Origin of the sequence: Pseudomonas citronellolis (assembly GCF_900112375.1) — a bacterium.
Classification (GTDB): Bacteria; Pseudomonadota; Gammaproteobacteria; order Pseudomonadales; family Pseudomonadaceae; genus Pseudomonas; species Pseudomonas citronellolis.
Genome location: NZ_FOLS01000003.1, coordinates 235,083 through 260,564, shown reverse-complemented (window position 1 = coordinate 260,564; position 25,482 = coordinate 235,083). Strand labels below are relative to the sequence as shown.

The window sequence follows — 25,482 nt, the reverse complement described above, 5'->3', positions numbered from 1 at the left end:
CCGGCGGCTCAGGAACGCTCGGCCCAGGCGGCGCGGCTGAAGAATTTCATGGTCACGGCATGGATGGCGCCACTGGCGATCCATTCGTTAAGGTGCGCGTAGATCTGCTGCTGACGTTTCACCGGGCTCAGACCGGCCAGTTCGTCACTGATCAGGTTCAGCTGGAAGTTGCAGCCTTCGCCTTCCACTTCGACCTGGGTACCCGGGAGCTTGGCTTCCAGGATGTTCTTGACTTCAATCGCCTGCATGCTCGACCTCGATCGGCGCTCAACGCGCGCGGGCCGGCAATGATACAAAAAAGCCCCCCGCCTGCGAACCCCGCCAGGGGAAGTCGCGGACGGAGGGGCTTTTGGCCGCCCTGGTCAGCCTTGCAGCGGCAGGATGCCGTCGAGGTCGCTGACCTTGGCGATGTCCTGCATGTCCTTGGGCAGGCCGCGGACCTGCAGGCTCTTGCCCGCCTGCTGCGCATCGCGCAGGAAGGCCAGCAACAGCGACAGGCCGACGCTGCTGGACTTCTCCACCGCCGAACAATCCACCACCAACTGCTGGGCGCCGCTCGCGGCGATCAGGGCCTTGCCCTGCTCGCGCAGCTGCGTGCCGCTGCGGTAGTCGAGCACCCCGGCCAGGCGCAGCTCGCCGGCCGCGCCCTCGCTGATGCTGGCGGCGCTGGTCATTGCGCGCCACCCTCGTCCGGGTTGCCCTTGGCGGCATCCTTGGCATGGGCGACCACCTGGTCCCAACTGGCGATGGTCTTCTCCAGGTCGTTGCCGTTCTTCTGCATGGAGTCGGCGAACTGGTCGCGGAACAGCTTGCCGATGTTGATGCCGTTGATGATCACGTTGCGCAGGCGCCAGGTCCCCGACTGGTTGACCATGGTGTACTGCACCGGATAGACGGTGCCCTTGCTGTCACGGATCTCCATGTTCACGCTGGAGCGCTCCGGGTCCTGCTTGCCGGTGGACGGCAGCACGCGGATGTCCTGGTTGTCGTACTCGAGCAGGGCGTTGCCGTAGAACTGCATCAGGCTGTTCTTGAACACCGTCTCGAAGCGCTTGATCTGCTCCGGGGAGGCCTGGCGCGAATACTTGACGGTCATCACGCCCTTGGCGATGCCCTCGGAGTCCACCACCGGGCCGAGGATGCGGTCCAGGGCGGCGTAGAGCTGCTTGGGATCGGCGCGGTAGGCCGGCTTATTGGCCTTGAGGTCGGACAGCAGGTTGTCGACGGTCTGCTGCACCACCTGCTGCGCATTGGGCGCGGCGTTGGCGATCAGCGGCAGTGCTGCGAGCAGGACCAGCAGGCCGCGGCGCAGGAGAGTCAGCATGGCGTTCATCCTCATCATCGTCATTGCTTCTTGGGCTCTTCTTTGTTGACCGAGTTCAACAGGAACTTGCCGATCAGGTCCTCCAGCACCAGCGCGGACTGGGTGTCGTGGATGACGCCGCCGTCCGTGAGCATCTTGTCGTCGCCGCCGACGCTGATGCCGATGTATTTCTCGCCCAGCAGGCCTGCGGTGAGGATAGACGCGGTGGAGTCGTCCGGCAGGTTGTTGACGCTCTTGTTGATCTCCATGGTCACCCGGCCACGGTAGCTGTCGTGATCCAGGTCCACGGCGACCACCTTGCCGATGGTCACGCCGGCCATGGTCACCTTGCCGCGCACGGTCACGCCGGCGACGTTGTCGAAGTAGGCATACAGCTGGTAGGTGTCATTGGAATGCCCGATGGTCAGGCCGCTGACACGCAGCGCCAGCAGCAGCAGGGCCAGCAGGCCGCCGAGAAGAAACAGGCCTACACCGATTTCCAGGGTGCGGGTTTGCATCAGAAGTCTCCAAACATCAAAGCGGTCAGTATGAAGTCCAGCCCCAGTACCGCCAGGGAGGCATAGACCACGGTTCGAGTCGTTGCGCGGCTGATCCCTTCGGAGGTCGGCTCGCAGTCATAGCCCTGGAACACGGCGATCCAGGTCACCACGAAGGCGAACACCACGCTCTTGATCACGCCATTGAGCACATCCTCGCCGAATTGCACGCTGTTCTGCATGTTCGACCAGAAGGAACCCTCGTATACGCCCAGCCAGTCGACGGCGACGGCGGCGCCGCCCCAGATGCCGACCACGCTGAAGATCGCCGCCAGGAGCGGCATCGAGATGAAGCCGGCCCACAGGCGCGGCGCGATCACGTAGCGCAGCGGGTCGACGCCGATCATCTCCAGGCTGGAGAGCTGTTCGGTGGACTTCATGTTGCCGATCTCGGCGGTCAGCGCCGAGCCGGCGCGGCCGGCGAACAGCAGGCCGGTCACCACCGGACCCAGTTCGCGCAGCAGGGTCAGGGCCACCATCTGCCCCACCGCCTGCTCCGAACCATAGTCCTTGAGGATGTTGTAGCCCTGCAGGGCCAGCACCATGCCGATGAAGATGCCCGAAACCACGACGATCGCCAGCGACAGCACGCCCACCGAGTACAGCTGCTTGATCAGCAACTGGCCCATGCCGCCGGGCACCCGGCGGCCGAGCATGGCGTGGCCGAGGAACAGCGTGGAACGGCCGAGCGCCTCGAGCACGTCGAGGCCCGACCGCCCGAGCAGGCGAATCCGCTCGAGCAGTGAAGTCTTGCGCATCAGCGTTCCCCCAGCAGGTCGGCGCGATAGTCGCGCGCGGGATAGTGGAAGGGCACCGGACCATCCGGAATCCCCTTCATGAACTGGCGCACGCGCGGATCGTCGAGCTCCTTGAGCTCCGCCGGCGTGCCCTGCCCCAGCACCTTGCCGTCGCCGACGATATAGATGTAGTCGGCGATGCTGGCGGTTTCCGCCAGGTCGTGGGAGACCACGATGCTGGTGATGCCCAGGGCATCGTTGAGCAGGCGGATAAGCCGCACCAGCACGCCCATGGCGATCGGGTCCTGGCCGACGAAGGGTTCGTCGTACATGAGGATCTGCGGGTCCAGGGCGATCGCCCGGGCCAGCGCCACGCGGCGCTTCATGCCGCCGGACAGCTCGTCCGGCATCAGCTCCAGCGCCCCGCGCAGGCCCACGGCCTGCAGCTTCATCAGGACGATGTCGCGGATCATCTCCTCGGGCAGGTCGGTGTGCACCCGCAGCGGGAAGGCGACGTTCTCGAACACGTCCAGGTCGGTGAACAGCGCGCCGCTCTGGAACAGCACGCCGAACTGCTTGCGCATGTCGAACAGGTCGGCGCGGGCCAGCTTCGGCAGGTTCTGCCCGTTGACCATGACGTCGCCCTTGACCGGGCGCAGCTGTGCGGCGATCAGGCGCAGCAAGGTGGTCTTGCCGCAACCCGACGGCCCCATGATGCCGGTGACCTTGCCGCGCGGAATACGGATATCCACGTTGTCGAAGATGGCGCGGGTACCGCGCTTGAAGGTGACCCCCTTCAGCTCGACAGCGTATTTTTCATCGGTGCTCATAGAACTCCTTGCATGACGGCCCTGTCCCTGCAATGCCCCGTCGAACCGTCGGAACACGGTAACGCAAGACAGGCCGAACGGCGGCGAACTATAGCATTGGCGCGCGCGGCGGCCCAAGGCCCGCCGCCGGCGATTCAGCTCGGATTCAGCTTTCCCTGTGCAAGATCCGGTATCGGCAGGGTGAAGCCCGGACCGCTTTACCGTTATAATCTCGCCCTTCACTTCGCCCCACGCGATCGGAACATGAGCCAGAATCACGATTTCATCCAGTCGGCACAACGCACCATCGGCCTCGAGCGCGATGCGGTGGATGCCCTGCTGCCACGCATCGGGGCCGATTTCTCCAGGGCCTGCGAACTGCTGCTCGGCTGCAGCGGCCGCGTGGTGGTGGTCGGCATGGGCAAGTCCGGGCACATCGCCCGCAAGATCGCCGCCACCCTGGCCAGCACCGGCACCCCGGCGTTCTTCGTGCACCCGGCCGAGGCCAGCCACGGCGACATGGGCATGATCACCAGGGACGACGTGGTCCTGGCGCTGTCCAACTCCGGCTCCACCGCCGAGATCATCACCCTGCTGCCGCTGATCGCGCGCCTGGGCATCACCCTGGTGAGCATGACCGGCAACCCCGAGTCGCCGCTGGCCAAGGCCGCCGCGGTGAACCTGGACGCCGGCGTCGAACACGAAGCCTGCTCGCTGAACCTGGCGCCGACCTCCTCCACCACCGTCTCCCTCGTGCTCGGCGACGCCCTCGCCGTGGCCCTGCTGGAAGCCCGCGGCTTCACCGCCGAGGACTTCGCCTTCTCCCATCCGGGCGGCGCCCTGGGCCGGAGATTGTTGCTGAAAGTGGAAAACATCATGCACGTGGGTGAAGAACTGCCGCAGGTCTCCCCCGGCACTTCGCTCAGCGGCGCCCTGCTGGAAATGACGCGCAAGGGCCTTGGCATGACCATCGTCCTCGGCGAAGACGGCCGCCTGGCCGGCGTGTTCACCGACGGCGACCTGCGCCGCACCCTGGACAAGGGCGTGGACGTGCGCACGGCCACCATCGACCAGGTGATGACCGTGCACGGCAAGACCGTGCGCCCGGACATGCTCGCCGCCGAAGCCCTGAAGATCATGGACGACCACAAGATCAACGTCCTGGTGGTGGTCGACGGCGACGACCACCCGGTCGGCGTGCTGCACGTCCACGACCTGACCCGCGCCGGAGTCATCTGAATGACCGCAGACCTGCTGCAACGCGCCAGTGGCGTGCGCCTGGCGGTGTTCGACGTGGATGGCGTGCTGACCGACGGCAAGCTCTACTTCCTGCCCGACGGCGGCGAGTTCAAGACCTTCAACACCCTCGACGGCCACGGCATCAAGATGCTCATCGCCTCGGGCGTGCGCACCGCCATCATCAGCGGCCGCAAGAGCGCCGTGGTCGAGCGCCGCGCGCAGAACCTGGGCATCGAGCACCTGTTCCAGGGCCGCGAGGACAAGCTGGTGGTCCTCGACCAACTGCTCGCCGAACTCGGGCTAGGCTATGAACAGGTCGCCTACCTGGGCGACGACCTGCCCGACCTTCCGGTCATCCGCCGGGTCGGCCTGGGCATGGCGGTGGCCAGCGCCGACGCCTTCGTTCGCCAGCACGCCCACGGCGTGACCCAGGCGCGCGGCGGCGAAGGCGCGGCCCGTGAATTCTGCGAACTCATCCTGCGCGCCCAGGGCAACCTCGAGGCGGCGCAAAGCGCCTACCTGTAGAGCCAGACATGCCGAAGACCCTTCGCCAGAAGCTCCTCCTCGCCCTGATCGCGATCCTGCTGGTCGCACTGGGCTACTACTGGAACGTGCGCCTGGACTTCAACGAGCGCCAGGTCGCGCCGAGCAACGACGCCATCGACTTCTACGCGGCCAATGCCCACAGCCTGCAGTACCGCGAGGACGGCAGCCTGGCCTACGAGATGACCGCCGATCGCCTGGAGCACATGAAAGCCACCGACGTCACCAACGTTACCACGCCGGACCTGTTCTTCTTCCGCGAGGGCGAGCCGCAGCCGTGGCACGTGCAGAGCGTGCGCGCCGAGGTGGGCCCGGAAGGCAAGCAGGTCGAACTGATCGACAACGTCCGGGTCCAGCGCACCGACGCGCAGAACCGCACCCTGCTACTCACCACCACGCGCATGACGGTGTTCCCGGACAAGGATTATGCCGAGACCAGTCAACCCGTTAAGATCACCGAGCCCCAAGGGGTGACCACGGCGGTAGGCATGAAAGCGTATCTGAAAGACAGCCGGATGACCCTGCTGTCCAACGTAAGAGGTCAGCATGAGGTTCGTTAAAACCTTCCCCCTTTTCCTCGGCCTCGTCGCCGCCCTGGGCAGCAGCGCTGGCTGGGCGCTGCCGACGGATCGCGAGCAGCCGATCCGCGTGCAGGCCGACAGCGCCGAACTGGACGACAAGCAGGGCGTCGCCGTGTACCGCGGCGACGTGGTGGTGACCCAGGGCAGCATGAAGCTGACCGGCAACACCGTCACCCTCAAGCAGAACAAGGACGGCGAGATCGAGGTGGTCACCTCGGTCGGCAAGCCCGCCTACTTCGAGCAGAAGCCGGCGCCGGACAAGGAAATCACCAAGGCCTACGGCCTGACCATCCAGTACTTCGTCACCCAGAACCGGGTGATCCTGATCGACCAGGCCAAGGTGATCCAGGAAGGCAACACCTTCGAAGGCGAGAAGGTCGTCTACGACACCGAACGGCAGATCGTCAACGCCGGCCGCGCCACCGGCACCCAGGTGACCACCCCGCGCCCGCGCATCGACATGGTCATCCAGCCCAAGAAGAAGCAGGATCAAGCCCAGTAATGGCCACGCTCACCGCACAGCACCTCGCCAAGAGCTACAAGGGTCGCCAGGTCGTCCGCGACGTCAGCATGAGCATCGACAGCGGGCAGATCGTCGGCCTGCTCGGCCCCAACGGCGCCGGCAAGACCACCTGCTTCTACATGATCGTCGGCCTGGTCCGCGCCGACCAGGGTGTGGTCCGCATCGACGAGCAGGACGTCACCAACCTGCCCATGCACGGCCGCGCCCGCGCCGGCATCGGCTACCTGCCGCAGGAAGCCTCGATCTTCCGCAAGCTGTCGGTGGCGGACAACATCGGCGCCATCCTCGAGACCCGCGCCGACCTCGATCGCAACGGCCGCAAGGAGGCCCTGGAAGGCCTGCTGGAGGAGTTCCACATCCACCACATCCGCGACAACCTCGGCATGAGCCTGTCCGGCGGCGAGCGCCGCCGCGTGGAGATCGCCCGCGCACTGGCCAGCTCGCCGAAGTTCATCCTCCTCGACGAACCCTTCGCCGGCGTGGACCCGATCTCGGTGGGCGACATCAAGCAGATCATCCACCACCTCAAGGCCAAGGGCATCGGCGTGCTCATCACCGACCACAACGTGCGCGAGACCCTCGACATCTGCGAGACGGCCTACATCGTCAACGACGGCCAGCTGATCGCCGAGGGCGACTCCACGGCCATCCTGGCCAACGAACTGGTCAAGGAAGTCTACCTGGGCCACGAGTTCCGCCTCTGAGCCCCCTCGCCCCGGCCGCGCGCCGGGGCGGACGCCCGCCTCACGTCGGCCCGACCGACCGACAACAGATTTATGCGTAAACGCCCTAGGCAAAGTCTGAGAATTCAGGCATATAATTTGCTTCCTAGCGGCGTTCCGGAGCTTCGGCCCTGGCGCCCGTAGTCGTGGATATGGCGCACTACACGCCAGCGAACAAGGTGCCAAGTTCCAGCCATGAAACCATCGCTTGTCCTCAAGATGGGCCAGCAGCTGACGATGACTCCGCAGCTGCAACAGGCCATCCGACTGCTCCAACTCTCCACCCTGGATCTGCAACAGGAGATCCAGGAGGCGCTGGAATCCAACCCGATGCTCGAACGCCAGGAAGAAGGCGACGACTTCGACGGCAGCGATCCCTACGCCGAAGGCGCGGAAGCCCCCACCAACACCAACGCCAATTCGCAGAGCGAAAGCTTCCAGGAAACCACCACGCCCAGCGCCGACAGCCTGGACGAAGACCAGTGGGCCGAGCGCATCCCCAACGAGCTGCCGGTCGACACCGCCTGGGAAGACGTCTACCAGACCAGCGCCAGCAGCCTGCCCAGCAACGATGACGACGAGTGGGACTTCACCGCCCGCACCTCCGCCGGCGAAAGCCTGCAGAGCCACCTGCTGTGGCAGCTGAACCTCTGCCCCATGTCCGACAGCGACCGCCTGGTCGCCCTCAGCATCATCGACGGCATCAACAACGACGGCTACCTGGAAGAGTCCCTGGACGACATCCTCGCCTCCATCGACCCCGAGCTGGGCATCGAGATGGACGAGGTGGAAGTGGTGCTGCGGCGCATCCAGCAGATGGAGCCGGCCGGCGTCGGCGCGCGCAACCTGCGCGAGTGCCTGCTGCTGCAACTGCGCCAGATGCCAGCGGACACCTACCTGCTGAGCGAGGCCCTGCGCCTGGTCGCCGACCACCTCGACCTGCTCGGCAGCCGCGACTACACCCAGCTGATGCGGCGCATGAAGCTCAAGGAAGACGAGCTGCGCGAGACCATCGAGCTGATCCAGTCGCTGCACCCGCGCCCGGGTTCGCAGATCGAATCCGGCGAGGCCGAATACGTGGTGCCGGACGTGATAGTGCGCAAGCACAACGAGCGCTGGCTGGTGGAACTGAACCAGGAGGCGGTGCCGCGCCTGCGCGTCAACTCGCAGTACGCCGGCCTGGTGCGCCGCGCCGACTCCAGCGCCGACAACACCTTCATGCGCAACCAGCTGCAGGAAGCGCGCTGGTTCATCAAGAGCCTGCAGAGCCGCAACGAGACGCTGATGAAGGTGGCGACGCAGATCGTCGAGCACCAGCGCGGTTTCCTCGAGTACGGCGAGGAGGCCATGAAGCCGCTGGTCCTGCACGACATCGCCGAGGCGGTGGGCATGCACGAGTCGACCATCTCGCGGGTCACCACGCAGAAATTCATGCACACCCCGCGTGGCATCTTCGAGCTGAAGTACTTCTTCTCCAGCCACGTGAGCACTTCCGAGGGCGGCGAATGCTCGTCCACGGCGATCCGCGCGATCATCAAGAAACTGGTCGCGGCAGAAAGTCCGAAAAAGCCGTTGAGCGACAGCAAGATCGCTGGTTTACTGGAGGCACAGGGCATTCAAGTGGCACGTCGGACGGTCGCCAAGTACCGGGAATCTCTCGGAATAGCTCCATCGAGCGAGCGCAAGCGACTGGTCTGATTGACCCAAGCCAAGGTGTTCCGGCGGCAGGCCCCATAACCTGCCACTTATACACGGGCAATAAGGAGAAAGCGGTATGCAAGTCAACATCAGTGGCCATCAACTGGATGTGACCGACGCCCTGCGCGACTACGTGGTCGAGAAACTCGGCCGACTGGAGCGCCACTTCGACAAGATCACCAATGTTCAGGTCATCATGGAGGTCGAAAAGCTGAAACAGCGTATCGAAGCCACGCTGCACATCTCCGGTGGCGAAGTCGTGGCCTGCGCAGAACACGAAGACATGTACGCCGCCATCGACCTGCTGACCGACAAACTCGATCGACAACTGATCAAACACAAGGAAAAGTACCTCGAACGCCAACAGGGCGTTGGAGTCCGCTAACCCCCCTCCCCTATGATCCGACTTGAGCAGATCCTGTCCCCCGGCCGTTCCCTGGTGAACGTGCCGGGCGGCAGCAAGAAGCGCGTACTCGAACAGATCGCCAACCTGGTCGTGAAAGACCTTCCCGGCCTCGACGCGCAAGACATATTCGAAAGCCTGGTGGCCCGCGAACGCCTGGGCTCCACCGGCTTCGGCAATGGCATCGCCATTCCCCACTGCCGCCTGACCGGTTGCAAGGCGCCGATCAGCGCCATCCTTCACCTCGATGCACCGGTGGACTTCGACGCCCTCGACGGCGCTCCGGTCGACCTGGTGTTCGTCCTGCTGGTACCCGAAGCCGCCACCGAGGAGCACCTGGAGCTGCTGCGCCAGATCGCCTCGATGCTCGACCGCGCCGAGGTGCGCGAACGCCTACGCCGCGCGAGCGATGGCGACGCGCTGTACCAGATAGTCGTGGAAGTGCAGAACGGCCACTAGCATGCGCCTGATCATCGTCAGCGGCCGTTCCGGCTCCGGCAAGAGCACTGCCCTCAACGTCCTCGAGGACAACGGCTTCTACTGCATCGACAACCTGCCGGCCAGCCTGCTGCCGGACCTGGCCCAGCGCGCTCTGCTGCACACCGAACTGATGCACCCGCAGGTGGCCGTGTCGATCGACGCGCGCAACCTGCCCAGCCAGCTCAAGCGCTTCCCCGAGCTGCTGCAGGAAGCCCGCGACAAGCACATCCAGTGCGACGTGCTGTACCTGGACGCCGACGACGAGACGCTGCTCAAGCGCTTCTCCGAGACGCGCCGGCGCCACCCGCTGACCACCGACACCCGCTCCCTCGCCGAGGCCATCGCCGACGAGGAGCAACTGCTCAGCCCGATAGCCGACCTCGCCGACCTCAAGCTGAACACCACCAACCTCAACCTCTACCAGTTGCGCGACGTCATCAAGCTGCGCCTGCTGAACAAACCCGAGCCGGGCACCGCCTTCCTCGTCGAGTCGTTCGGCTTCAAGCGCGGCATGCCGGTGGACGCCGACCTGGTGTTCGACGTGCGCTGCCTGCCCAACCCCTACTGGAAACCGGAGCTGCGCGAGCAGTCGGGCCTGGACAAGGACGTGCAGGAATACCTCGCCGAGCAGCCCGACGTGGAAGAGATGTTCCAGGACATTCTGGGCTACCTGAACAAATGGCTGCCGCGCTTCGCCGCCAGCAACCGCGCCTACGTCACCATTGCCATCGGCTGCACGGGCGGCCATCATCGCTCGGTCTACCTCGCCGAGCGCATCGGCAATGCCCTGAGATCCACCCTGAAGAACGTGCAGATTCGCCACCGCGACCTGAGCTAGCAGCAGATAACGAAAGGACAGCCCCCTCGCGATGCCCGCCCTCGAGATCACCATCATCAACAAGCTCGGCCTGCACGCCCGCGCGGCGGCCAAATTCGTCGGCGTGGCCGGCCGCTTCCCGTGCCAGGTCCGCGTCGGTCGCAGCCCGGAGAGCACGGTGGACGGCAAGAGCATCATGGCGGTGATGATGCTGGCCGCGGGCAAGGGCACCAATCTGCACCTGAACGCCGAGGGCGAGCAGGCCGACGAGGCCCTGCAGGCTCTCGTCGATCTGATAAACAACTACTTCGACGAAGGCGAGTGACCGTCCGTCCGCGCAGCGCCGGGCGCTAGCCCAGCGACGTATCCAGCACCATCATCAGGCAGAAGCCGACGATCAGGCCCAGGGTCGCCTCCCCGGCATAGCCGCGCCGCTGCGATTCGGGAATGATCTCCCGCACCACCACGTAGAGCATCGCTCCCGCCGCCAGGGCCAGGCCCCAGGGCAGCAGCATCCGCGACACCCCCACCAGCCAGGCGCAGAGCACCGCGAACAGCGGCTCGACCAGCCCGGAAGCCGCGCCGGCCAGCATCGCCCGCACCCGCGACATCCCCGCGCCGGCCAGCACCAGAGCGATGGCCAAGCCTTCGGGCACGTCCTGCAGGGCGATGCCCAGCGCCAGGCCGCCGGTGCCCTGGACCTCGCCGCCGGCGGCAACGCCCACGGCCATGCCCTCGGGAATGTTGTGCAGGACGATGGCCGCGACGAACAACAGGATGCGGGCGGGAATGGCGGGGGTCGGCGCGTCGTCCAGGTCATGCTGGGCATCGTCCAGCATCCGCCCGGCCAGCATCAGCCCCAGAACCCCCAGGGCCATGCCGAAGCTGACCAGCAGCGCGGCGTACAGCGGCGAGCGTCCGCCCGCCTCGACCGCCTCCAGGGCTGGCAGCAGCAGGGAAAAGGCCGTCGCCGCCAGCATCACCCCGGCGCCGAAGCCCAGCAGGGTATCGGCCACCCGCGCCGGCATGCTGCGGATCAGCAGCACGGGCACGGCGCCCAGGGCGGTGCCCAGGGCGCAGATCAGGCCGCCGCTCAGCGCCTGGTACAGCGGCGCCGGCAATTGCAGGCGCGCCAGCAGCAACAGGTGGTTGAACAGCAGGCCGCTGCCCAGCAGCACTATCCCCAAGCCGAGCAGCCAGCGCAGGTTGCGCGCGCCGCCCTGCCGCGCGCTTGCCTCTAGCGGGCGCATGGCGTCACTTCCCCGGCGGGCATCAGGCGAGCCCCCGCTGCTCCAGGGCCAGGCGATAGCGGCGCGCCACTTCCGGCCAATCGACGACCTCGTAGAAGGCCGCGATGTATTCCGGCCGGCGGTTCTGGTACTGCAGGTAGTAGGCGTGCTCCCAGACGTCCAGGCCGAGGATGGGGATCAGGTCCTGCATCAGCGGGCTGTCCTGGTTGGCGCTGCTTTCCACCTTCAGGCGGCCCTGGCGGTCGACGCAGAGCCAGGCCCAGCCGCTGCCGAAGCGGGTCAACGCGGCTTTGGTGAAGGCCTCGCGGAAGGCCGCGTAGCCGCCCAGCTCGGTCTCGATGGCGCGGGCCAGGGCGCCGTCGGGCTCGCCGCCGCCGGTCGGCGACATCACCTGCCAGAACAGCGAATGGTTGGCATGGCCGCCGCCGTTATTGATCACCGCGCCGAGCAACTTCTCCGGCAGGTGGTTGAGCTGCTGCAGCAGTTCCTCCACCGGCAGTTCGGCGAAGGGCGTGCCCTCCAGCGCGGCATTCAGGTTGTTGACGTAGGTCTGGTGGTGCTTGCTGTGGTGGATCTCCATGGTCCGCGCATCGATGTGCGGCTCCAGGGCATCGTAGGCGTAGGGCAAGGCGGGAAGACAGTGGGGCATGGTCGCTCCTAGTGGTAGCGCATGGATTGCGGGGTGGCGAAGAGGCCGGGGCGCAGCTCCACTTCGCCCTGCTGGTGCAGTAGCTCGCGGGTGCGCGGGTAGTTGCCGTGCTCGCCGATGAAGTTGAGCAGTTCGAGGTAGCTGCGCCGGCTGTGGCGCAGCGCGGCCTCGCGCATGTCGCGGCTCTGCCGCGGGTCGATGCTCAGCTCCAGCAGCCGCTCGTGGCAGTTGCACAGGTATTCGGCGGCCTCTTCCGGCTGGCCCAGCTGCACGTGCAGGTCGCCCAGGTTGTGGTGGGAGATGACGAAGGCCATCACCGCCTCGTCCGGGTCGTGCCAGCGGCCCAGCAGCAACTGGGCGTGGGCCAGGGCATGGAGGTAGTGCTCGCGGGCATCGATCAACTCGTTGCGGATGAAGCAGCGGTTGCCCAGTTCGATGGTCTGTTGCCAATGGCGCATGTCACATACCTCCATGGTGGCGCGGCCTCAGAGGCCGCCGGCGGTGAGTTTCTCGGGGTCCAGCAGGGCCTCCAGGCGCTCGCGGCCGAGATCGGTGTTCTCCAGCGCCACCTCGATGATCGGGCGGCCCTCGCGGTAGGCCTGCTTGGCGATCTCGGCGGCCTTCTGGTAGCCGATGATCGGGTTCAGCGCGGTGACCAGGATCGGGTTGCGCGACAGCGCTTCGCGCAGGCTCGCCTCGTTGACCTTGAAGCTGGCGATGGCCTTGTCGGCCAGCAGACGGCTGACGTTGCCCAGCAGCTGGATGCTCTGCAGCAGGTTGTCGGCGATCACCGGCAGCATCACGTTCAGCTCGAAGTTGCCGGACTGCCCGGCCACGGCGATGGTGGCGTCGTTGCCGATCACCTGGGCGGCGACCATGGCGGTGGCCTCGGGGATCACCGGGTTGACCTTGCCGGGCATGATCGAGGAGCCCGGCTGCAGGGCTTCCAGCTCGATCTCGGCGAGGCCGGCGAGCGGGCCGGAGTTCATCCAGCGCAGGTCGTTGGCGACCTTCATCAGCGCCACGGCAACGGTCTTGAGCTGGCCGGAGACGGCCACGGCGGTGTCCTGGGCGCCGATCAGCGCGAAGAAGTCGTCGCCCGGGCGGAAGGCCAGGCCGGTCAGGCCGTTGAGTTCCTGGCAGAAGCGCGCGGAGAACTGCGGGTGGGCATTCACCCCGGTGCCGACGGCGGTGCCGCCCTGGGCCAGCTGCTGCAGCGCCGGCTGCAGGGCTTCGAGGTTGGCAGTGGCCTGGCGTACCTGCTGGGCCCAGCCGCCGAGCACCTGGCTCAGGCGCACCGGCATGGCGTCCATCAGGTGGGTACGCCCGGTCTTGACGTACTGCTGCACCTCGCCGGCCTTGCGCTCGAGGGTGGCCTGCAGGTGGCGCAGCGCCGGCAGCAGGCGCTCGTGGATTTCCAGGGCGGCGCTGATGTGGATGGTCGAGGGGATGATGTCGTTGCTGCTCTGCCCGCAGTTGACCTGGTCGTTGGGGTTGACCGCGCGGCCCAGGCGACGGCCGGCGAGGGTCGCCACCACCTCGTTGGCGTTCATGTTGGAGCTGGTGCCGGAGCCGGTCTGGAACACGTCCACCGGGAAGTGCTGGAGGAAGTCGCCGGCCAGCAGTTCCTCGCAGGCGGCGACGATGGCCGCGCCGGTCTCGGCATCCAGTTGCTCCAGGGCGACGTTGGCCCGCGCCGCGGCGGCCTTGGCCAGCAGCAGCGCGCGGATGAAGGCGGCGGGCATGCGCTGGCCGCTGACCGGGAAGTTGTTCACCGCACGCTGGGTCTGGGCTCCATACAGCGCCGCGGCCGGCACCGCCAGTTCACCCATGCTGTCGCGTTCGATACGGCTGTCAGTCATTCTGCTTTCTCGCTTACAGGTCGTGGTACGTCAGGGAAGGCGCCATCGGCTGCGTGGCCAGCCGGCGCGAAAGCTGTTGCAGGCGCTGCCTGCGTTCGGCATCGCCGGCGAGGCGGCGTAGGTCGCAGAGCGGGCGATAGGCGTGGTCGAGGCAGAGCCCGCGCCAATGCCACGGCAGGGCGACGTCGGCGGCGGTGTCGAGCAGCAACTGGAAGCTCTTCTCGAACAGCTGCCAGGCCGGCAGCGGCTCCCAGGCCACCAGGTAGCGCGTCTCGAACAGGTAAAGCTCCAGCAGGCGCGGCTCGTCGGGCTCCAGCGCGCAGCGGATGCGGGTGCCCAGGCGGTACCAGCGGTCGAGCAGGGAGGTGTGGGTTTCGACGAACATGGGAATCCCTCAACCGATAATGAGATTGATTATCGTTACGAGAGAAGGAAAATACAAGTCAGACCAAGGGAGTAGGGCAAATCGGGGGTGGTATGCGCCGGATGCTCTTCGTAGGAGCGAGCTTGCTCGCGAAGGGGGTTTCCCGGTGGCTTCGGTGTTTCGGGTTGACGCTGCCCCTCTCCCCAGCCCTCTCCCTGAAGGGAGAGGGGGCAGTCCGTGCCGAGAGACGGCTAGGTTTCATCCGGCAACTTTCGGCGTTGCCGGCTAACTCCAGAGCACCAGCGTCTGCCCAACGGTCCCCTCTCCCTTCAGGGCGGGGCGCGCAGCCGAGGGTTAGGGAGAGGGCGCTCTTGGGGCAAGCACCGAGCCTCGCCGGCAGAACGCCATTCGCGAGCAAGCTCGCTCCTACGAAGAGCCATTGCGGAAAGAAAAACGCCGCTTCCCTCGGCAGGAAACGGCGTTCTCCAGAACCACAGACTGCTATCAGTTACCAGCCACCATCATCCTTTCCACCAGCACCGACCCGGTATGCAGGTTCCCGCGGTTCTCCACGTCATTGCCGATGGCCAGGATGCTGGCGAACAGGTCCTTGAGGTTGGCGGCGATGGTGACTTCCTGCACCGGGAACTGGATCTCGCCGTTCTCCACCCAGTAGCCGCCGGCGCCGCGGGAGTAGTCGCCGGTGACCAGGTTGACGCCCTGCCCCATCAGCTCGGTGACCAGCAGGCCGCGGCCCATGCGTCGCAGCAGGGCCTTCTGGTCCTCGTCGCCGTGGCTGACGAAGAGGTTGTGCACGCCGCCGGCGTTGGCCGTGCTGGGCATGCCCAGCTTGCGCCCGGAGTAGGTGCCGAGCACGTAGGAAACCAGGGTGCCGTTCTCCACGAAAGGCTTGGCGTAGGTAGCCAGGCCGTCGTTGTCGAACGAGGCGCTGCCCAGGGCGCCGGGCAGCAGCGGGCGTTCGTCGAGGGTCAGCCACTCGGGGAACAGGCGCTGGCCCAGGCAGCCTTCGAGGAACGACGACTTGCGGTAAAGGCTGCCGCCGGAGATGGCGCCGAGGAAGTGGCCGAACAGGCCCACGGCGACTTCCGGGGCGAACAGCACCGGCACCTCGGCGGTCGGCACCGGGCGCGCGCCCAGGCGGCTGGCGGCGCGCTGGGCGGCGCGGCGGCCGATGCTCTCCGGGCTGTCCAGCAGTTCGCCGCGGCGCTTCACGTCGTACCAGTAGTCGCGCTGCATCTGCCCTTCGCCCTCGGCGATCATCACGCAGCTGAGGCTGTGGCGGGTGCTGGCGTAGCCGCCGATGAAGCCGTGGCTGTTGCCGTAGACGCGGCAGCCATGGTGGATGTTCAGGGTGGTGCCGTCGGCCTTGGTCACCCGCGGGTCGGCATCGAAGGCCGCAGCTTCGCAGGCCAGCGCGCGCTCCACGGCCTGGTCCGGGGTCAACGACCAGGCGTGGTAGAGGTCCAGGTCGGGCAGGTCGCGGGCCATCAGCGCGGGATCGGCCAGGCCGGAACAGTCGTCCTCGGAAGTGTGCTTGGCGATGGCCAGCGCCGCCGCCACGGTTTCGCGGATGGCCTCGTCGCCGGTCGCCGAGGTGCTCGCCGAGCCCTTGCGCTGGCCGACGTAGAGGGTGATGCCGAAGCCCTGGTCGCGGTTGAATTCGACCGTCTCGACCTCGCGCTGGCGCACGCTGGTGGACAACCCCTGCTCCAGGGACACCGCCACTTCGCAGCCCGTGGCGCCCTGGCGCTTCGCCTCGGCGACGATCCGCTCGACCTGCTCGCGCAGCGCCGGAAGTGCCTCGGGGCCGACTGCCTTGGCCTGTTCGCTCATTGCCAAACTCTCCTGTTCTGTTCCGCGGACGGGGCGACGGGCCCCGTGGCATCGCGGGCGGGCCGGACAAGCGACCCTCGACTCGTTATCATGGCGGCGTTTTCCACTGGACCACCGCCATGGCTGAATATCAAGACGACGACTCGCTGTTCGAAGAGAAGAGCAAGTCGCAAGTAAAACGCGAGCTGCACGCCCTGCAGGACCTCGGCGAGCGCCTGACTGCGCTCAAGCCGGACATGCTCGACCGCCTGCCGCTCACCGAGCCGCTGCGCCGCGCCATCGACGAGGCGCCCAAGCACAAGGCCAATGCCGCCCGCAAACGCCACCGGCAGTTCATCGGCAAGCTGATGCGCGACCAGGACCTCGACGCCATCGTCACCCTGCTCGACCAGCTCGACAGCTCCACGCGCCAGTACAACGAGCGCTTCCACGCCCTGGAGCGCTGGCGCGACCGCCTCGTCACCGGCGGCGACGAGGCCCTCTCCGCATTCTTCGCCGAATACCCGGACAGCGACCGCCAGCACCTGCTGCAGCTGATCCGCCACGCCCAGCACGAGGCCGCTCACGACAAGCCCCCGGCCGCGGCGCGGAAGATCTTCAAATACATCCGCGAACTAGACGAGCTCAAGCGCGGCCTCCGCTGAAAGCCTACCCACGACCTGCTGCGCGTCGGCATAACTGCGTTAAAAACAGGTGAGAAATGCTCATTTAGCATCAGTAAACTGCGCTTCCTCACCTGTTTTTGCCTTGTTCTGCTCTAGCTCGCGAGGCCGTGAGCAGACTTTCCAAATGCTTCCCGGCGCCTCAGGCGCCGGTCCCGCCCACGGTGATGCCGTCGATCTTCAGCGTCGGCTGGCCGACGCCCACCGGTACCGACTGGCCATCCTTGCCGCAGGTGCCCACGCCGCTGTCCAGGGCCATGTCGTTGCCGACCATGGACACCCGGCTCATCACTTCCGGCCCGTTGCCGATCAGGGTCGCGCCCTTCACCGGGCGGGTGATCCTGCCGTTCTCGATCAGGTAGGCCTCGCTGGTGGCGAAGACGAACTTGCCGCTGGTGATGTCCACCTGGCCGCCGCCGAGATTGGCGCAGTAGATGCCCTTCTCCACCGAGGCGATGATTTCCGCCGGGTCGCTCTGCCCGGCCAGCATGTAGGTGTTGGTCATGCGCGGCATCGGCAGGTGCGCATAGGATTCGCGGCGGCCGTTGCCGGTGCGCGCCACGCCCATCAGGCGGGCGTTGAGCTTGTCCTGCATGTAGCCCTTGAGGATGCCGTTCTCGATCAGCACGTTGTACTGCGTCGGGGTGCCCTCGTCGTCCACCGACAGCGAGCCGCGGCGCCCGGCCAGGGTGCCGTCGTCGACGATGGTGCACAGGCTGGAGGCCACCTTCTCGCCGATGCGCCCGCTGTAGGCCGAGCTGCCCTTGCGGTTGAAGTCGCCTTCCAGGCCGTGGCCCACCGCCTCGTGCAGCAGCACGCCGGACCAGCCGGCGCCCATCACCACCGGCAGGGTGCCGGCCGGCGCGGGGACCGCTTCGAGGTTGACCAAAGCCTGGCGCAGCGCCTCGCGGGCGTAGGACATGGCGCGGTCTTCAGAGAGGAAATAGCGATAGTCGGTGCGCCCGCCGCCGCCATGGCCGCCGCGCTCGCGGCGACCGTTCTGCTCGACGATGACGCTGACGTTGAAGCGCACCAGCGGGCGGATGTCCGCGGCCAGGGAGCCGTCGGCGGCAGCGATGAGGACCTGCTCCCAGACGCCGGCGAGGCTCACGGTGACTTGCTGGATGCGCGGATCGAGGGCGCGGGTGGCGGCGTCGATCTTCTTCAGCAGCTCGACCTTCTCGGCGCGGCTGAGCACGTCCAGCGGGTTCTCGCCGGCGTACAGGCGCGTCGGCGCGACCGCCTTGAACGCCTGCACCCGGCCATTCTGCCCGGCGCGGGAAATCGAGCGCGCGGCGCGCGCCGCCTGGGATAGCGCATCGGGGGTGATGGCATTGCTGTAGGCGAAGCCGGTCTTCTCGCCGGACTGGGCGCGCACGCCCACGCCCTGGTCCATGTGGAAGCTGCCTTCCTTGACGATGCCGTCCTCGAGCATCCAGGACTCGGACACCTGGCTCTGGAAGTACAGGTCAGCGGCGTCGATGCCCGGGCCGCTCAGCTCGTGCAGGATCGGCTGCAGGCCGTCGACGTCCAGGCCGCCGGGGGCCAGCAGGTGCTGGCTGACGGATGACAACAACTCGCTCATGGCTACTCCGTAGGCGCCGGTCCGGGTACGGCCGGCGGGTAGAATCTTCGATGGCGGACCACCGGCATGCGTTGCCGGAGCGCCGCTTGTTCTTCACTGTCGCGTTCGGCCAGCAGCACCGCCTCGCCCTTGTCGCGCTCGGCGAGGATGCGCCCCCAGGGGTCGACGATGGCCGACTGGCCCCAGGTCTCGCGGCCGCGCGGGTGGGTACCGCCCTGCCCCGCCGCCAGCACGTAGCACTGCGTCTCGATGGCGCGGGCGCGGATCAGCACTTCCCAGTGCGCCTGGCCGGTCACCGCGGTGAAGGCCGAGGGCGCTGTGATCAGCTCGGCGCCGGCCTCGCGCAGCCGGGTGTAGAGCTCCGGAAAGCGCAGGTCGTAGCACACCGTCAGGCCCAGCCGCCCGACCGGCGTGTCGGCCACCACCACCTGGCCGCCGAAGGCGTAGTCGTCGGACTCGCGGTAGCGGCCGCGGGCATCGGCGACGTCCACGTCGAACAGGTGCAGCTTGTCGTAGCGCGCCACCCGCTCGCCGCGCTCGTCGACCAGCAGCGAGCAGGCGTTGGCCTTGGCTTCGGGCTGGCCGTCCGGCGGCAGCGGCAGGGTGCCGGCGACTATCCACAACCTGAGGTCGCGCGCGGCGCTTTTCAACCAGGGCAGGATCGGGCCCTCGCCCAGGGCCTCGGCGCGGCCCAGCTCGGCCAGGTCGCGGCGGCCCATGGCAGCGAAGTTCTCCGGCAGCACGGCGAGGCGCGCGCCGCCCTCGGCGGCCTGTTCGAGCAGCCGACGGGCGGCGGCGAGGTTGGCCGGGACGTCGTCCTGGCTGACCATCTGGATCACGGCGAGGGACATGCGTTTCTCCGACGACAGATGCGATTCATCCTAACCGATGCCCGCCGGCTCTGCTCACCGCGGTTTCTCGAACGGCTTGTCGAAGGCGATCTCGGGGTTCTGCCAGGGCCCCTTGACGCGGTACTGCACGCTGGCGAAGCGCGCCACCTTGTCGCCCAGCAGCTTGTCCACCACGAAGAGCGCGCCGCCCACCGCCGGCGCGCCGACGATGAGCGCGGCCAGCGGCAAGTTGTTGGTCAGCGGCAGAGTCACCAGCAGCTTGGCGTCGATCTGGTCGTGGGCCAGGTCCAGGGTGCCGTTCATCTCGATGTTGCTGGACGGCCCGGTGAGCTTGATCGGCTCGCGGGTGAGGTAGACGCCATTGGTGGCGCCCAGCACGCCCTGCACGCGGTCGTAGCTCAGGCCCTTGCCGAACAGGTCGGAGAAGTCCAGGCGCAGGCGGCGGTTGATGGCGTTGAAGTTGAGCAGGCCGAACACCCGCAGGGCCTGGGCGCTGCCCTCGACGTCGACGAACTGGCCCTTGCGCATGTCGGCTTCCAGGCGCCCGCCGAAGCGGCGCAGGCTGATGTAGGCCGGCGAGCCGGGCCAGTTGCCGTCGATGTCCAGGCTGAAGCGGTCGCTGGTGGCGGTGGGGGCGAAGTCCCAGGCCTTGAGCACGTCGGCCAGGTTCTTGCCTTCCAGGCGCCCCTGGAAGGTGCTGCGCGTGGAGCCCACCGAGCCTTCCCAGCGCAGCGTCCCGCCGACCTTGAGGCCGCGCAGGTCGAGGTTGAGGCTGTTGAAGGCGATGCCGCTGGTGGTCGGGCGCACGTTGAAGCTCCAGGCGCCGATGGGCTTGCCGCCCTGGGAGATCTGGCGGATGGCCACGTCCATCGCCGGAATGCTGCGCGGGTCGACCTTTTCCAGCGGGTCGGGGGCGATGGTCGGCGCGGCGGCCAGGTCGTTGGTGGGGTTCTTCGGCAGGTCCAGGCGCGCCAGGTTGATCTGGATGGGCCGCTGGCCGCTGTCCGGGAATACCGCCTGGCCGGCCAGCGGGGCGCTGTCGACGCCCAGTTGCCAACCGCCGGAAATCCGCGCCAGGTCGAGCTTGAAGTTGTCCAGGCTGGTGCCGAAGCCGCGGAAATGGCCGATCTGCAGGTCGGCGCCGCGCAGCAGGCCCTGGGTATCGCTGGGCACGCCGCCGATGCCGTACTTCTTCAGCACCGCCTGCCACTGCTCGACGTCCAGGGTGTCCAGGCTGCCGCGCACCTGCACCCCGCTCCAGTTGGGCAGCAGCGCCGGGTCGCCGCCCAGGCGCAGGGTGCCGCGCCCGCCCAGGGGTTTGTCGGCGGGGGCGGCGTAGGCCAGGCTGGCCACCTTGTCGTAGTTGGCCCAGTAGCGCCGCTCGGGGCCTTCGAGGGTCATGCGCCAGTCGCTGGCGCGGGTCTCGTCGGCGGCCTTGCCAAAGGGGGCCGGCAGGTCGATGGCCAGGCCCTTGAGGTCGGAGCTGACCTGCAACTGGCTGTCATTGCCGTCGAGCAGCAGATCGAGCTGGAACGGCAGGCGCCCGGCGGCCGGCACGGCCTGCTTCACGCCGCCCCAGTCGAGCAGGCTCTTCAGCGCCACCTGGCCGCCCACCAGCACGCGGGTGCGCGGCTTGCCCGGGCTGCCCTCGGCGCGGATGCTGCCGCTGACGCGGCTGCCCAGGGCCTGGGCGCTGAGGCCCTTGGCGCTCAGGCCGCTGTTGGTGTCGTAGCGGAAGTCGCCCTTGAGCTGGGCCAGTTCCAGGGTCGGCTTGACGATCTTCAGGCGCGCGCCCTCGGTGGCGAAGTCCACCACCACCCGCGCCTGCTTCGCCTGCTCCTTGGCCAGCGGGATGTCCAGGTTCAGGTGGCCCTTGAGCGGGCCCTCGCCTTCCCAGCCGGCGAAGACCTGCTGCACGCCCAGGGGCGAGTCCTGGAGGATCTTCAGGCCATCGCCCAGGCTGCTGTCGACGTCGCCATCGACATGCAGGTGGGCGACTTCGCCCTTGGGCACGTGGGGAATGTCCACCTGCACGTCGCGGACCTGGCTCTGCAGGATGAGCCCGGACTGCGCGCGGATGCGCACGCCGCTGTCCTCCACCAGCACCTCGCCCTCGGCCTGGCTCAGCGCCGGCCAGCCCAGCTGGTAGTCCAGCTCGCCGTCGTGGACCTTGAAGTACAGGCTCATGGCGTGGTCTTCCGGCGCCGAGCCCTTCTTCAGTGAACCCTGCCACTGGAAGTAGCCCTGCTCCACGCGCCCGCCCTTGATGGCGGTGGCCAGCCAGTGGGCCAGGTCCTTGTTCATCTCCGGCAGCACCGTGGGCAGGAACTGCGGGGTGTAGCTGCCGTCGCCGTCCTCCAGGCCCACGCGCAGGTCCATGTAGCTTTCCTTGTCGTGGTCGTGCATCAGGCGGATCAGCATGTCGCCGCCCAGGCGGCCGACGTCGCCCTCGACCTTCATCAGGTGGCTGCCGAGGGTGAAGGCCTCGTCGTCCCACTTCCAGAACAGCCGCGCGTTGGCGCTGCGGAAGCGCCAGGGCTCGGGGAACAGGGTGGCCAGGTGGAGCATGAAGTCCTTGGCCGAGGCGTCCAGCTGGCCGCCGCCGAGGTTGCCGCTGAAGGTGCCGTCGACGTTGGCCACCGCTGGCACGTCGTGGAAGGCGCTGACGCCGACCTTCTCCAGGTTCACGCCATAGGCCAGGCGCTCGGCGCCCTGGCGCTGCGGCCAGTAATCGAGGTTGAGGTGGTGCAGCACGCCCTGCGGCGCCAGGCCCTGCAGCCACTCCACAGCCTTGTCCGGCAAGGGCGCCAGGCTTTCCACCACCGGCAGCAGCGGGCCCAGGTCCAGGCGGTCGGCGCGCAGGCGCCAGTGTTCTTCGCCGCGGGTCTGCCGGTTCAGCTCCAGCTCCGCCTCGCCCCAGCGCTTTTCGCCGAGGTTGGCCGCCAGATCATTGATACGCAGGCTCATTTCGTCGCCCTGGCGCTGGAAGTACAGCCCCACGCCGAGGTCGCCGACCTTCACCGCCTCGCGACCATCGAAGGAGGCCTGCACCTGCGGCGCATTGAGCCTGGCCACCGCCGCGCTGGGCTGGCCCTTGTCGATGCGCGCCCAGAACTCGCCGCCGGCCTCCAGGCGCTGGATGCGCCATTGCCGCGTCAGGCTCGCCGGCAGCCACTTCGCCCAGTCGCTCTGCGGCAGGCTGAGGTAGGCGTCGGCCGAGCTATGCTTCCAGTCCTCGCGGTCGATGCGCGTGTCCACCCGCAGCGCCACCGGCTGGCCGTCGGGCAGGTTGAAGCGGCCGTCCAGGCGCTGGCCGAACACGCCGCTGTGCAGCGTCAGGCCGAGGTAGGTCAGGTTGAGCGTCTGCCCCTCACGCGGCAGCAGGCTCAGCTGGCTGTCCAGCAGCGACAGGCGGCGCGGCGTCAGCAGCAGGTCGACGAGCTGGCGCGGGTCGCTGCCCTGCGGGCTGGCCGGCAGGCCCTCGACCTGCCAGTGGCCGTCCTCGCCCTCGCGCAGGCTCAGGTGCAGCCCCTGCAGTTCCAGGCTGTCGATGCGCGGCTGGCGCGCCAGCAGGCTGGCGGGGATGTCGGGGGTCAGGCGCACCTGCTCCAGGCGCAGGGCGTCGTTGCCCTCGCCGAGCTGGATGTCGCGCACCGTGATGATCGGGCCGAAGCCGCGCCAGCTGCCTTCCAGGGCGCCGATGCGCACCGGCATGTGCAGTTGCGCGCTGGCCTGCTCGGCCAGGTCTTCGCGATATTCCGCCACTAGCGGCGCCAACTGGCGCCCCAGGCTGACGTACAGCGCCAGCAGCACCAGGCCCAGGGCGCAGAGCCCCAGGAGCAGGCGCAGCAGGCGGGCGAACAGGCGGCCGAAGCGGTCCATCTCAGCCGCGCGCCTCAGAGCAGGACCACGTCGTACTGCTCCTGGGAATACATCGGCTCGACCTGGAACTTGATGGTGCGGCCGATGAACATCTCCAGATCGGCGACGTTGCCCGACTCTTCGTCGAGCAGGCGGTCGACCACCTTCTGGTTGGCCAGCACCACGTAGGAATCGGCCTGGTAGGCGCGGGCCTCACGGAGGATCTCGCGGAAGATCTCGTAGCAGATGGTTTCCGGCGTCTTCAGCATGCCGCGCCCCTGGCAGCACGGGCAGGGCTCGCAGAGCACCTGCACCAGGCTCTCGCGGGTGCGCTTGCGGGTCATCTGCACCAGGCCCAGCTCGGTGATGCCGATGATGTTGGTCTTGGCATGGTCGCGCTCGAGTTGCTTCTCCAGCGTGCGCAGGACCTGGCGGCGGTGCTCTTCGTCCTCCATGTCGATGAAGTCGATGATGATGATCCCGCCGAGGTTGCGCAGGCGCAGCTGGCGGGCGATGGCGGTGGCCGCCTCGAGGTTGGTCTTGAAGATGGTCTCTTCGAGGTTGCGGTGGCCGACGAAGGCACCGGTGTTGACGTCGATGGTGGTCATCGCCTCGGTCGGGTCGATGATCAGGTAGCCGCCGGACTTGAGCAGCACCTTGCGCTCCAGGGCCTTCTGGATCTCGTCCTCGACGCCGTAGAGGTCGAAGATCGGCCGCTCGCCGGGATAGTGCTCCAGGCGGTCGGCGATTTCCGGCATGAGTTCGTCGACGAACTGCGTGATCTTCTGGAAGTTCTCCCGGGAATCCACGCGGATCTTCTCGATGCGCGGGTTGACCAGGTCGCGCAGGGTGCGCTGGGCCAGGGACAGGTCCTCGTAGATCACCGTCGGCGCGCCGACCGTCTGCATCTGCGCGTCGATCTGGTCCCACAGCCGGCGCAGGTAGCGGATGTCGGCGAGGATTTCGTCCTCCCCGGCGCCCTCGGCGGCGGTGCGCAGGATGAAGCCGCCCTTCTCGACGATGCCCTCGGCCTCGACGCACTTGGCCACCACCTGCTTGAGGCGCTCGCGCTCCTGCTCGTCCTCGATTTTCAGGGAAATCCCGACGTGGCTGGTGCGCGGCATGTACACCAGGTAGCGCGAGGGGATCGACAGGTGCGTGGTCAGGCGCGCGCCCTTGGTGCCGATCGGGTCCTTGGTGACCTGCACCACCAGGCTCTGGCCCTCGTGGACCAGGGCGCCGATGCTTTCCACCGCGCTGCCCTCGCGGGTGGAGATTTCCGCCGCGTGGATGAAGGCCGCGCGCTCCAGGCCGATGTCGACGAAGGCCGCCTGCATCCCCGGCAGCACGCGGACCACCTTGCCCTTGTAGATGTTGCCGACTATCCCGCGGCGCAGCGTGCGCTCGACGTGGACTTCCTGAAGGACACCGTTTTCCACCACCGCCACGCGCGATTCCATCGGCGTGATATTGATCAGGATCTCTTCGCTCATGCGCCCTTCCTTATCGCGCCCGTGTGCAGCGCTACTTCTTCAAGACTGCCAGCAAGGGATCGCGAAGTCAGCCAACAGTTCCGCGGTCTCGCACAGGGGCAGGCCGACCACCCCGCTGTAGCTGCCCTCGACGCGGTTGACGAAGATCGCCGCCAGCCCCTGGATAGCGTAGCCACCCGCCTTGTCCTGGGGCTCGCCGGTGGCCCAGTAGGCCTCGGCTTCGGCCTCGGAAACATTGCGGAACGATACCAGGCTGGTCACCACCCGCACCTCGCAACGGTCGCGGTCGGCCACCGCCACCGCGGTCAGCACCTGGTGCTGGCGGCCGGACAGCGCGCGCAGCATGGCCAGGCTGTCCTCGCGGTCCGCCGGCTTGCCGAGGATGCGGCCGTCGAGCACCACCGCGGTATCGGCGCCGAGCACGCAGACGTCGGGCCTCTGGGCAAGCATAGTCAGTCCGGCCAGGGCCTTGCCGCGCGCCAGGCGCTCGACGTAGGTGGCCGGCGTCTCGCCGTCCTGCGGCGTTTCGTCGATATTGCCGGAAACCAGGTGGAAGGACAGGCCGATCTGTGTCAGCAGCTCGCGCCGGCGCGGCGAGCTGGAGGCCAGGTAAAGCTGGGGCATCTGCGACTCCCGGAA

The 25,482-nt window shown here is 67.5% G+C and carries 28 protein-coding genes; 11 read left to right on the top strand and 17 right to left on the bottom strand.

Annotated elements, in window-relative coordinates:
* Positions 1 to 8 precede the first annotated feature (8 nt).
* From BM060_RS04645 to BM060_RS04620, 6 genes are all read right to left on the bottom strand, one after another.
* Positions 9 to 248 (bottom strand): BolA family protein, encoded by a 240-nt coding sequence (locus tag BM060_RS04645; RefSeq protein ID WP_009617824.1) that lies wholly within the window; start codon positions 246 to 248, stop codon positions 9 to 11.
* A 114-nt stretch (positions 249 to 362) separates the two neighbouring features.
* Entirely contained in the window at positions 363 to 674 is a 312-nt protein-coding gene (locus BM060_RS04640; protein WP_009617822.1) for an STAS domain-containing protein, read from the bottom strand.
* Positions 671 to 1,324 carry an MlaC/ttg2D family ABC transporter substrate-binding protein gene (locus tag BM060_RS04635; RefSeq protein WP_074977833.1) on the bottom strand — a complete coding sequence of 218 codons (654 nt, stop codon included), beginning with the start codon at positions 1,322 to 1,324 and terminating at the stop codon, positions 671 to 673. The genes BM060_RS04640 and BM060_RS04635 overlap by 4 nt, the downstream gene beginning before the upstream one ends.
* 20 nt (positions 1,325 to 1,344) lie before the next feature.
* On the bottom strand, positions 1,345 to 1,821 hold the full coding sequence (gene mlaD / locus BM060_RS04630; RefSeq protein WP_009617817.1) for an outer membrane lipid asymmetry maintenance protein MlaD: 477 nt from the start codon (positions 1,819 to 1,821) through the stop codon (positions 1,345 to 1,347).
* Positions 1,821 to 2,618 carry a lipid asymmetry maintenance ABC transporter permease subunit MlaE gene (mlaE, locus tag BM060_RS04625; protein WP_074977709.1) on the bottom strand — a complete coding sequence of 266 codons (798 nt, stop codon included), beginning with the start codon at positions 2,616 to 2,618 and terminating at the stop codon, positions 1,821 to 1,823. The genes mlaD and mlaE overlap by 1 nt, the downstream gene beginning before the upstream one ends.
* On the bottom strand, positions 2,618 to 3,427 hold the full coding sequence (locus BM060_RS04620) for an ATP-binding cassette domain-containing protein (RefSeq protein WP_074977706.1): 810 nt from the start codon (positions 3,425 to 3,427) through the stop codon (positions 2,618 to 2,620). The genes mlaE and BM060_RS04620 overlap by 1 nt, the downstream gene beginning before the upstream one ends.
* Positions 3,428 to 3,670: 243 nt before the next feature.
* Here BM060_RS04620 and BM060_RS04615 point away from each other — a divergent pair, with 243 nt between their 5' ends.
* The 10 genes from BM060_RS04615 to BM060_RS04570 all read left to right on the top strand — a co-directional run bounded on the left by BM060_RS04615 (position 3,671) and on the right by BM060_RS04570 (position 10,737).
* On the top strand, positions 3,671 to 4,645 hold the full coding sequence (locus BM060_RS04615; RefSeq protein ID WP_074977704.1) for a KpsF/GutQ family sugar-phosphate isomerase: 975 nt from the start codon (positions 3,671 to 3,673) through the stop codon (positions 4,643 to 4,645).
* Positions 4,646 to 5,170, top strand: a complete 525-nt coding sequence (locus BM060_RS04610) for a KdsC family phosphatase (protein WP_058488599.1) — start codon at positions 4,646 to 4,648, stop codon at positions 5,168 to 5,170.
* 8 nt (positions 5,171 to 5,178) lie between these two features.
* Complete coding sequence (gene lptC, locus BM060_RS04605) at positions 5,179 to 5,748, top strand: LPS export ABC transporter periplasmic protein LptC (protein WP_074977701.1); 570 nt, start codon at positions 5,179 to 5,181, stop codon at positions 5,746 to 5,748.
* A complete protein-coding gene (gene lptA / locus BM060_RS04600) occupies positions 5,735 to 6,271 on the top strand; it encodes a lipopolysaccharide transport periplasmic protein LptA (RefSeq protein WP_009617806.1) in 537 nt (178 codons plus the stop codon). The genes lptC and lptA overlap by 14 nt, the downstream gene beginning before the upstream one ends.
* Positions 6,271 to 6,996 (top strand): LPS export ABC transporter ATP-binding protein, encoded by a 726-nt coding sequence (lptB, locus tag BM060_RS04595; protein ID WP_074977698.1) that lies wholly within the window; start codon positions 6,271 to 6,273, stop codon positions 6,994 to 6,996. The genes lptA and lptB overlap by 1 nt, the downstream gene beginning before the upstream one ends.
* Positions 6,997 to 7,209: 213 nt before the next feature.
* Positions 7,210 to 8,712, top strand: a complete 1,503-nt coding sequence (locus BM060_RS04590; protein ID WP_074977696.1) for an RNA polymerase factor sigma-54 — start codon at positions 7,210 to 7,212, stop codon at positions 8,710 to 8,712.
* A gap of 76 nt (positions 8,713 to 8,788) precedes the next feature.
* On the top strand, positions 8,789 to 9,097 hold the full coding sequence (hpf, locus tag BM060_RS04585; RefSeq protein WP_009617801.1) for a ribosome hibernation-promoting factor, HPF/YfiA family: 309 nt from the start codon (positions 8,789 to 8,791) through the stop codon (positions 9,095 to 9,097).
* 12 nt (positions 9,098 to 9,109) lie between these two features.
* Positions 9,110 to 9,574 carry a PTS IIA-like nitrogen regulatory protein PtsN gene (gene ptsN, locus BM060_RS04580; RefSeq protein WP_074977694.1) on the top strand — a complete coding sequence of 155 codons (465 nt, stop codon included), beginning with the start codon at positions 9,110 to 9,112 and terminating at the stop codon, positions 9,572 to 9,574.
* A 1-nt stretch (position 9,575) separates the two neighbouring features.
* A complete protein-coding gene (gene rapZ, locus BM060_RS04575) occupies positions 9,576 to 10,433 on the top strand; it encodes an RNase adapter RapZ (RefSeq protein WP_074977692.1) in 858 nt (285 codons plus the stop codon).
* A gap of 31 nt (positions 10,434 to 10,464) precedes the next feature.
* Positions 10,465 to 10,737, top strand: coding sequence for an HPr family phosphocarrier protein (locus tag BM060_RS04570; RefSeq protein WP_009617794.1), 273 nt, complete (start codon positions 10,465 to 10,467; stop codon positions 10,735 to 10,737).
* Between the two features lie 25 nt (positions 10,738 to 10,762).
* Here the strand turns inward: BM060_RS04570 and BM060_RS04565 are convergent, their stop codons facing one another.
* The 6 genes from BM060_RS04565 to pmbA form a co-directional block, all read right to left on the bottom strand.
* On the bottom strand, positions 10,763 to 11,662 hold the full coding sequence (locus tag BM060_RS04565; RefSeq protein WP_074977689.1) for a ZIP family metal transporter: 900 nt from the start codon (positions 11,660 to 11,662) through the stop codon (positions 10,763 to 10,765).
* A gap of 22 nt (positions 11,663 to 11,684) precedes the next feature.
* Positions 11,685 to 12,311, bottom strand: a complete 627-nt coding sequence (locus BM060_RS04560; protein ID WP_074977687.1) for a superoxide dismutase — start codon at positions 12,309 to 12,311, stop codon at positions 11,685 to 11,687.
* Between the two features lie 8 nt (positions 12,312 to 12,319).
* On the bottom strand, positions 12,320 to 12,769 hold the full coding sequence (locus BM060_RS04555; RefSeq protein ID WP_009617791.1) for a DUF2753 family protein: 450 nt from the start codon (positions 12,767 to 12,769) through the stop codon (positions 12,320 to 12,322).
* Between the two features lie 27 nt (positions 12,770 to 12,796).
* Positions 12,797 to 14,173 carry a class II fumarate hydratase FumC gene (fumC, locus tag BM060_RS04550; RefSeq protein ID WP_074977684.1) on the bottom strand — a complete coding sequence of 459 codons (1,377 nt, stop codon included), beginning with the start codon at positions 14,171 to 14,173 and terminating at the stop codon, positions 12,797 to 12,799.
* Positions 14,174 to 14,186: 13 nt separating this feature from the next.
* A complete protein-coding gene (locus BM060_RS04545; protein ID WP_009617785.1) occupies positions 14,187 to 14,558 on the bottom strand; it encodes a hypothetical protein in 372 nt (123 codons plus the stop codon).
* Between the two features lie 483 nt (positions 14,559 to 15,041).
* The gene (gene pmbA / locus BM060_RS04540; protein ID WP_074977681.1) at positions 15,042 to 16,391 is read right to left on the bottom strand and encodes a metalloprotease PmbA; all 1,350 of its coding nucleotides are present in this window, start codon (positions 16,389 to 16,391) and stop codon (positions 15,042 to 15,044) included.
* Positions 16,392 to 16,510: 119 nt separating this feature from the next.
* Here pmbA and yjgA point away from each other — a divergent pair, with 119 nt between their 5' ends.
* Complete coding sequence (gene yjgA, locus BM060_RS04535; protein WP_064582080.1) at positions 16,511 to 17,035, top strand: ribosome biogenesis factor YjgA; 525 nt, start codon at positions 16,511 to 16,513, stop codon at positions 17,033 to 17,035.
* 160 nt (positions 17,036 to 17,195) lie between these two features.
* Here yjgA and tldD read toward each other — a convergent pair whose 3' ends face one another.
* The 5 genes from tldD to BM060_RS04510 are packed head-to-tail and all read right to left on the bottom strand — an operon-like array spanning position 17,196 to position 25,467.
* Positions 17,196 to 18,638: a metalloprotease TldD gene (tldD, locus tag BM060_RS04530; RefSeq protein WP_074977678.1), complete on the bottom strand. Its 1,443-nt coding sequence runs from the start codon at positions 18,636 to 18,638 to the stop codon at positions 17,196 to 17,198.
* A 2-nt stretch (positions 18,639 to 18,640) separates the two neighbouring features.
* A complete protein-coding gene (locus BM060_RS04525; RefSeq protein ID WP_074977676.1) occupies positions 18,641 to 19,489 on the bottom strand; it encodes a carbon-nitrogen hydrolase family protein in 849 nt (282 codons plus the stop codon).
* Positions 19,490 to 19,543: 54 nt separating this feature from the next.
* Positions 19,544 to 23,371 carry a YhdP family protein gene (locus BM060_RS04520; protein ID WP_074977674.1) on the bottom strand — a complete coding sequence of 1,276 codons (3,828 nt, stop codon included), beginning with the start codon at positions 23,369 to 23,371 and terminating at the stop codon, positions 19,544 to 19,546.
* Between the two features lie 14 nt (positions 23,372 to 23,385).
* Entirely contained in the window at positions 23,386 to 24,843 is a 1,458-nt protein-coding gene (gene rng / locus BM060_RS04515; RefSeq protein WP_009617773.1) for a ribonuclease G, read from the bottom strand.
* A gap of 39 nt (positions 24,844 to 24,882) precedes the next feature.
* Complete coding sequence (locus BM060_RS04510) at positions 24,883 to 25,467, bottom strand: Maf family protein (protein WP_074977671.1); 585 nt, start codon at positions 25,465 to 25,467, stop codon at positions 24,883 to 24,885.
* Positions 25,468 to 25,482 lie beyond the last annotated feature (15 nt).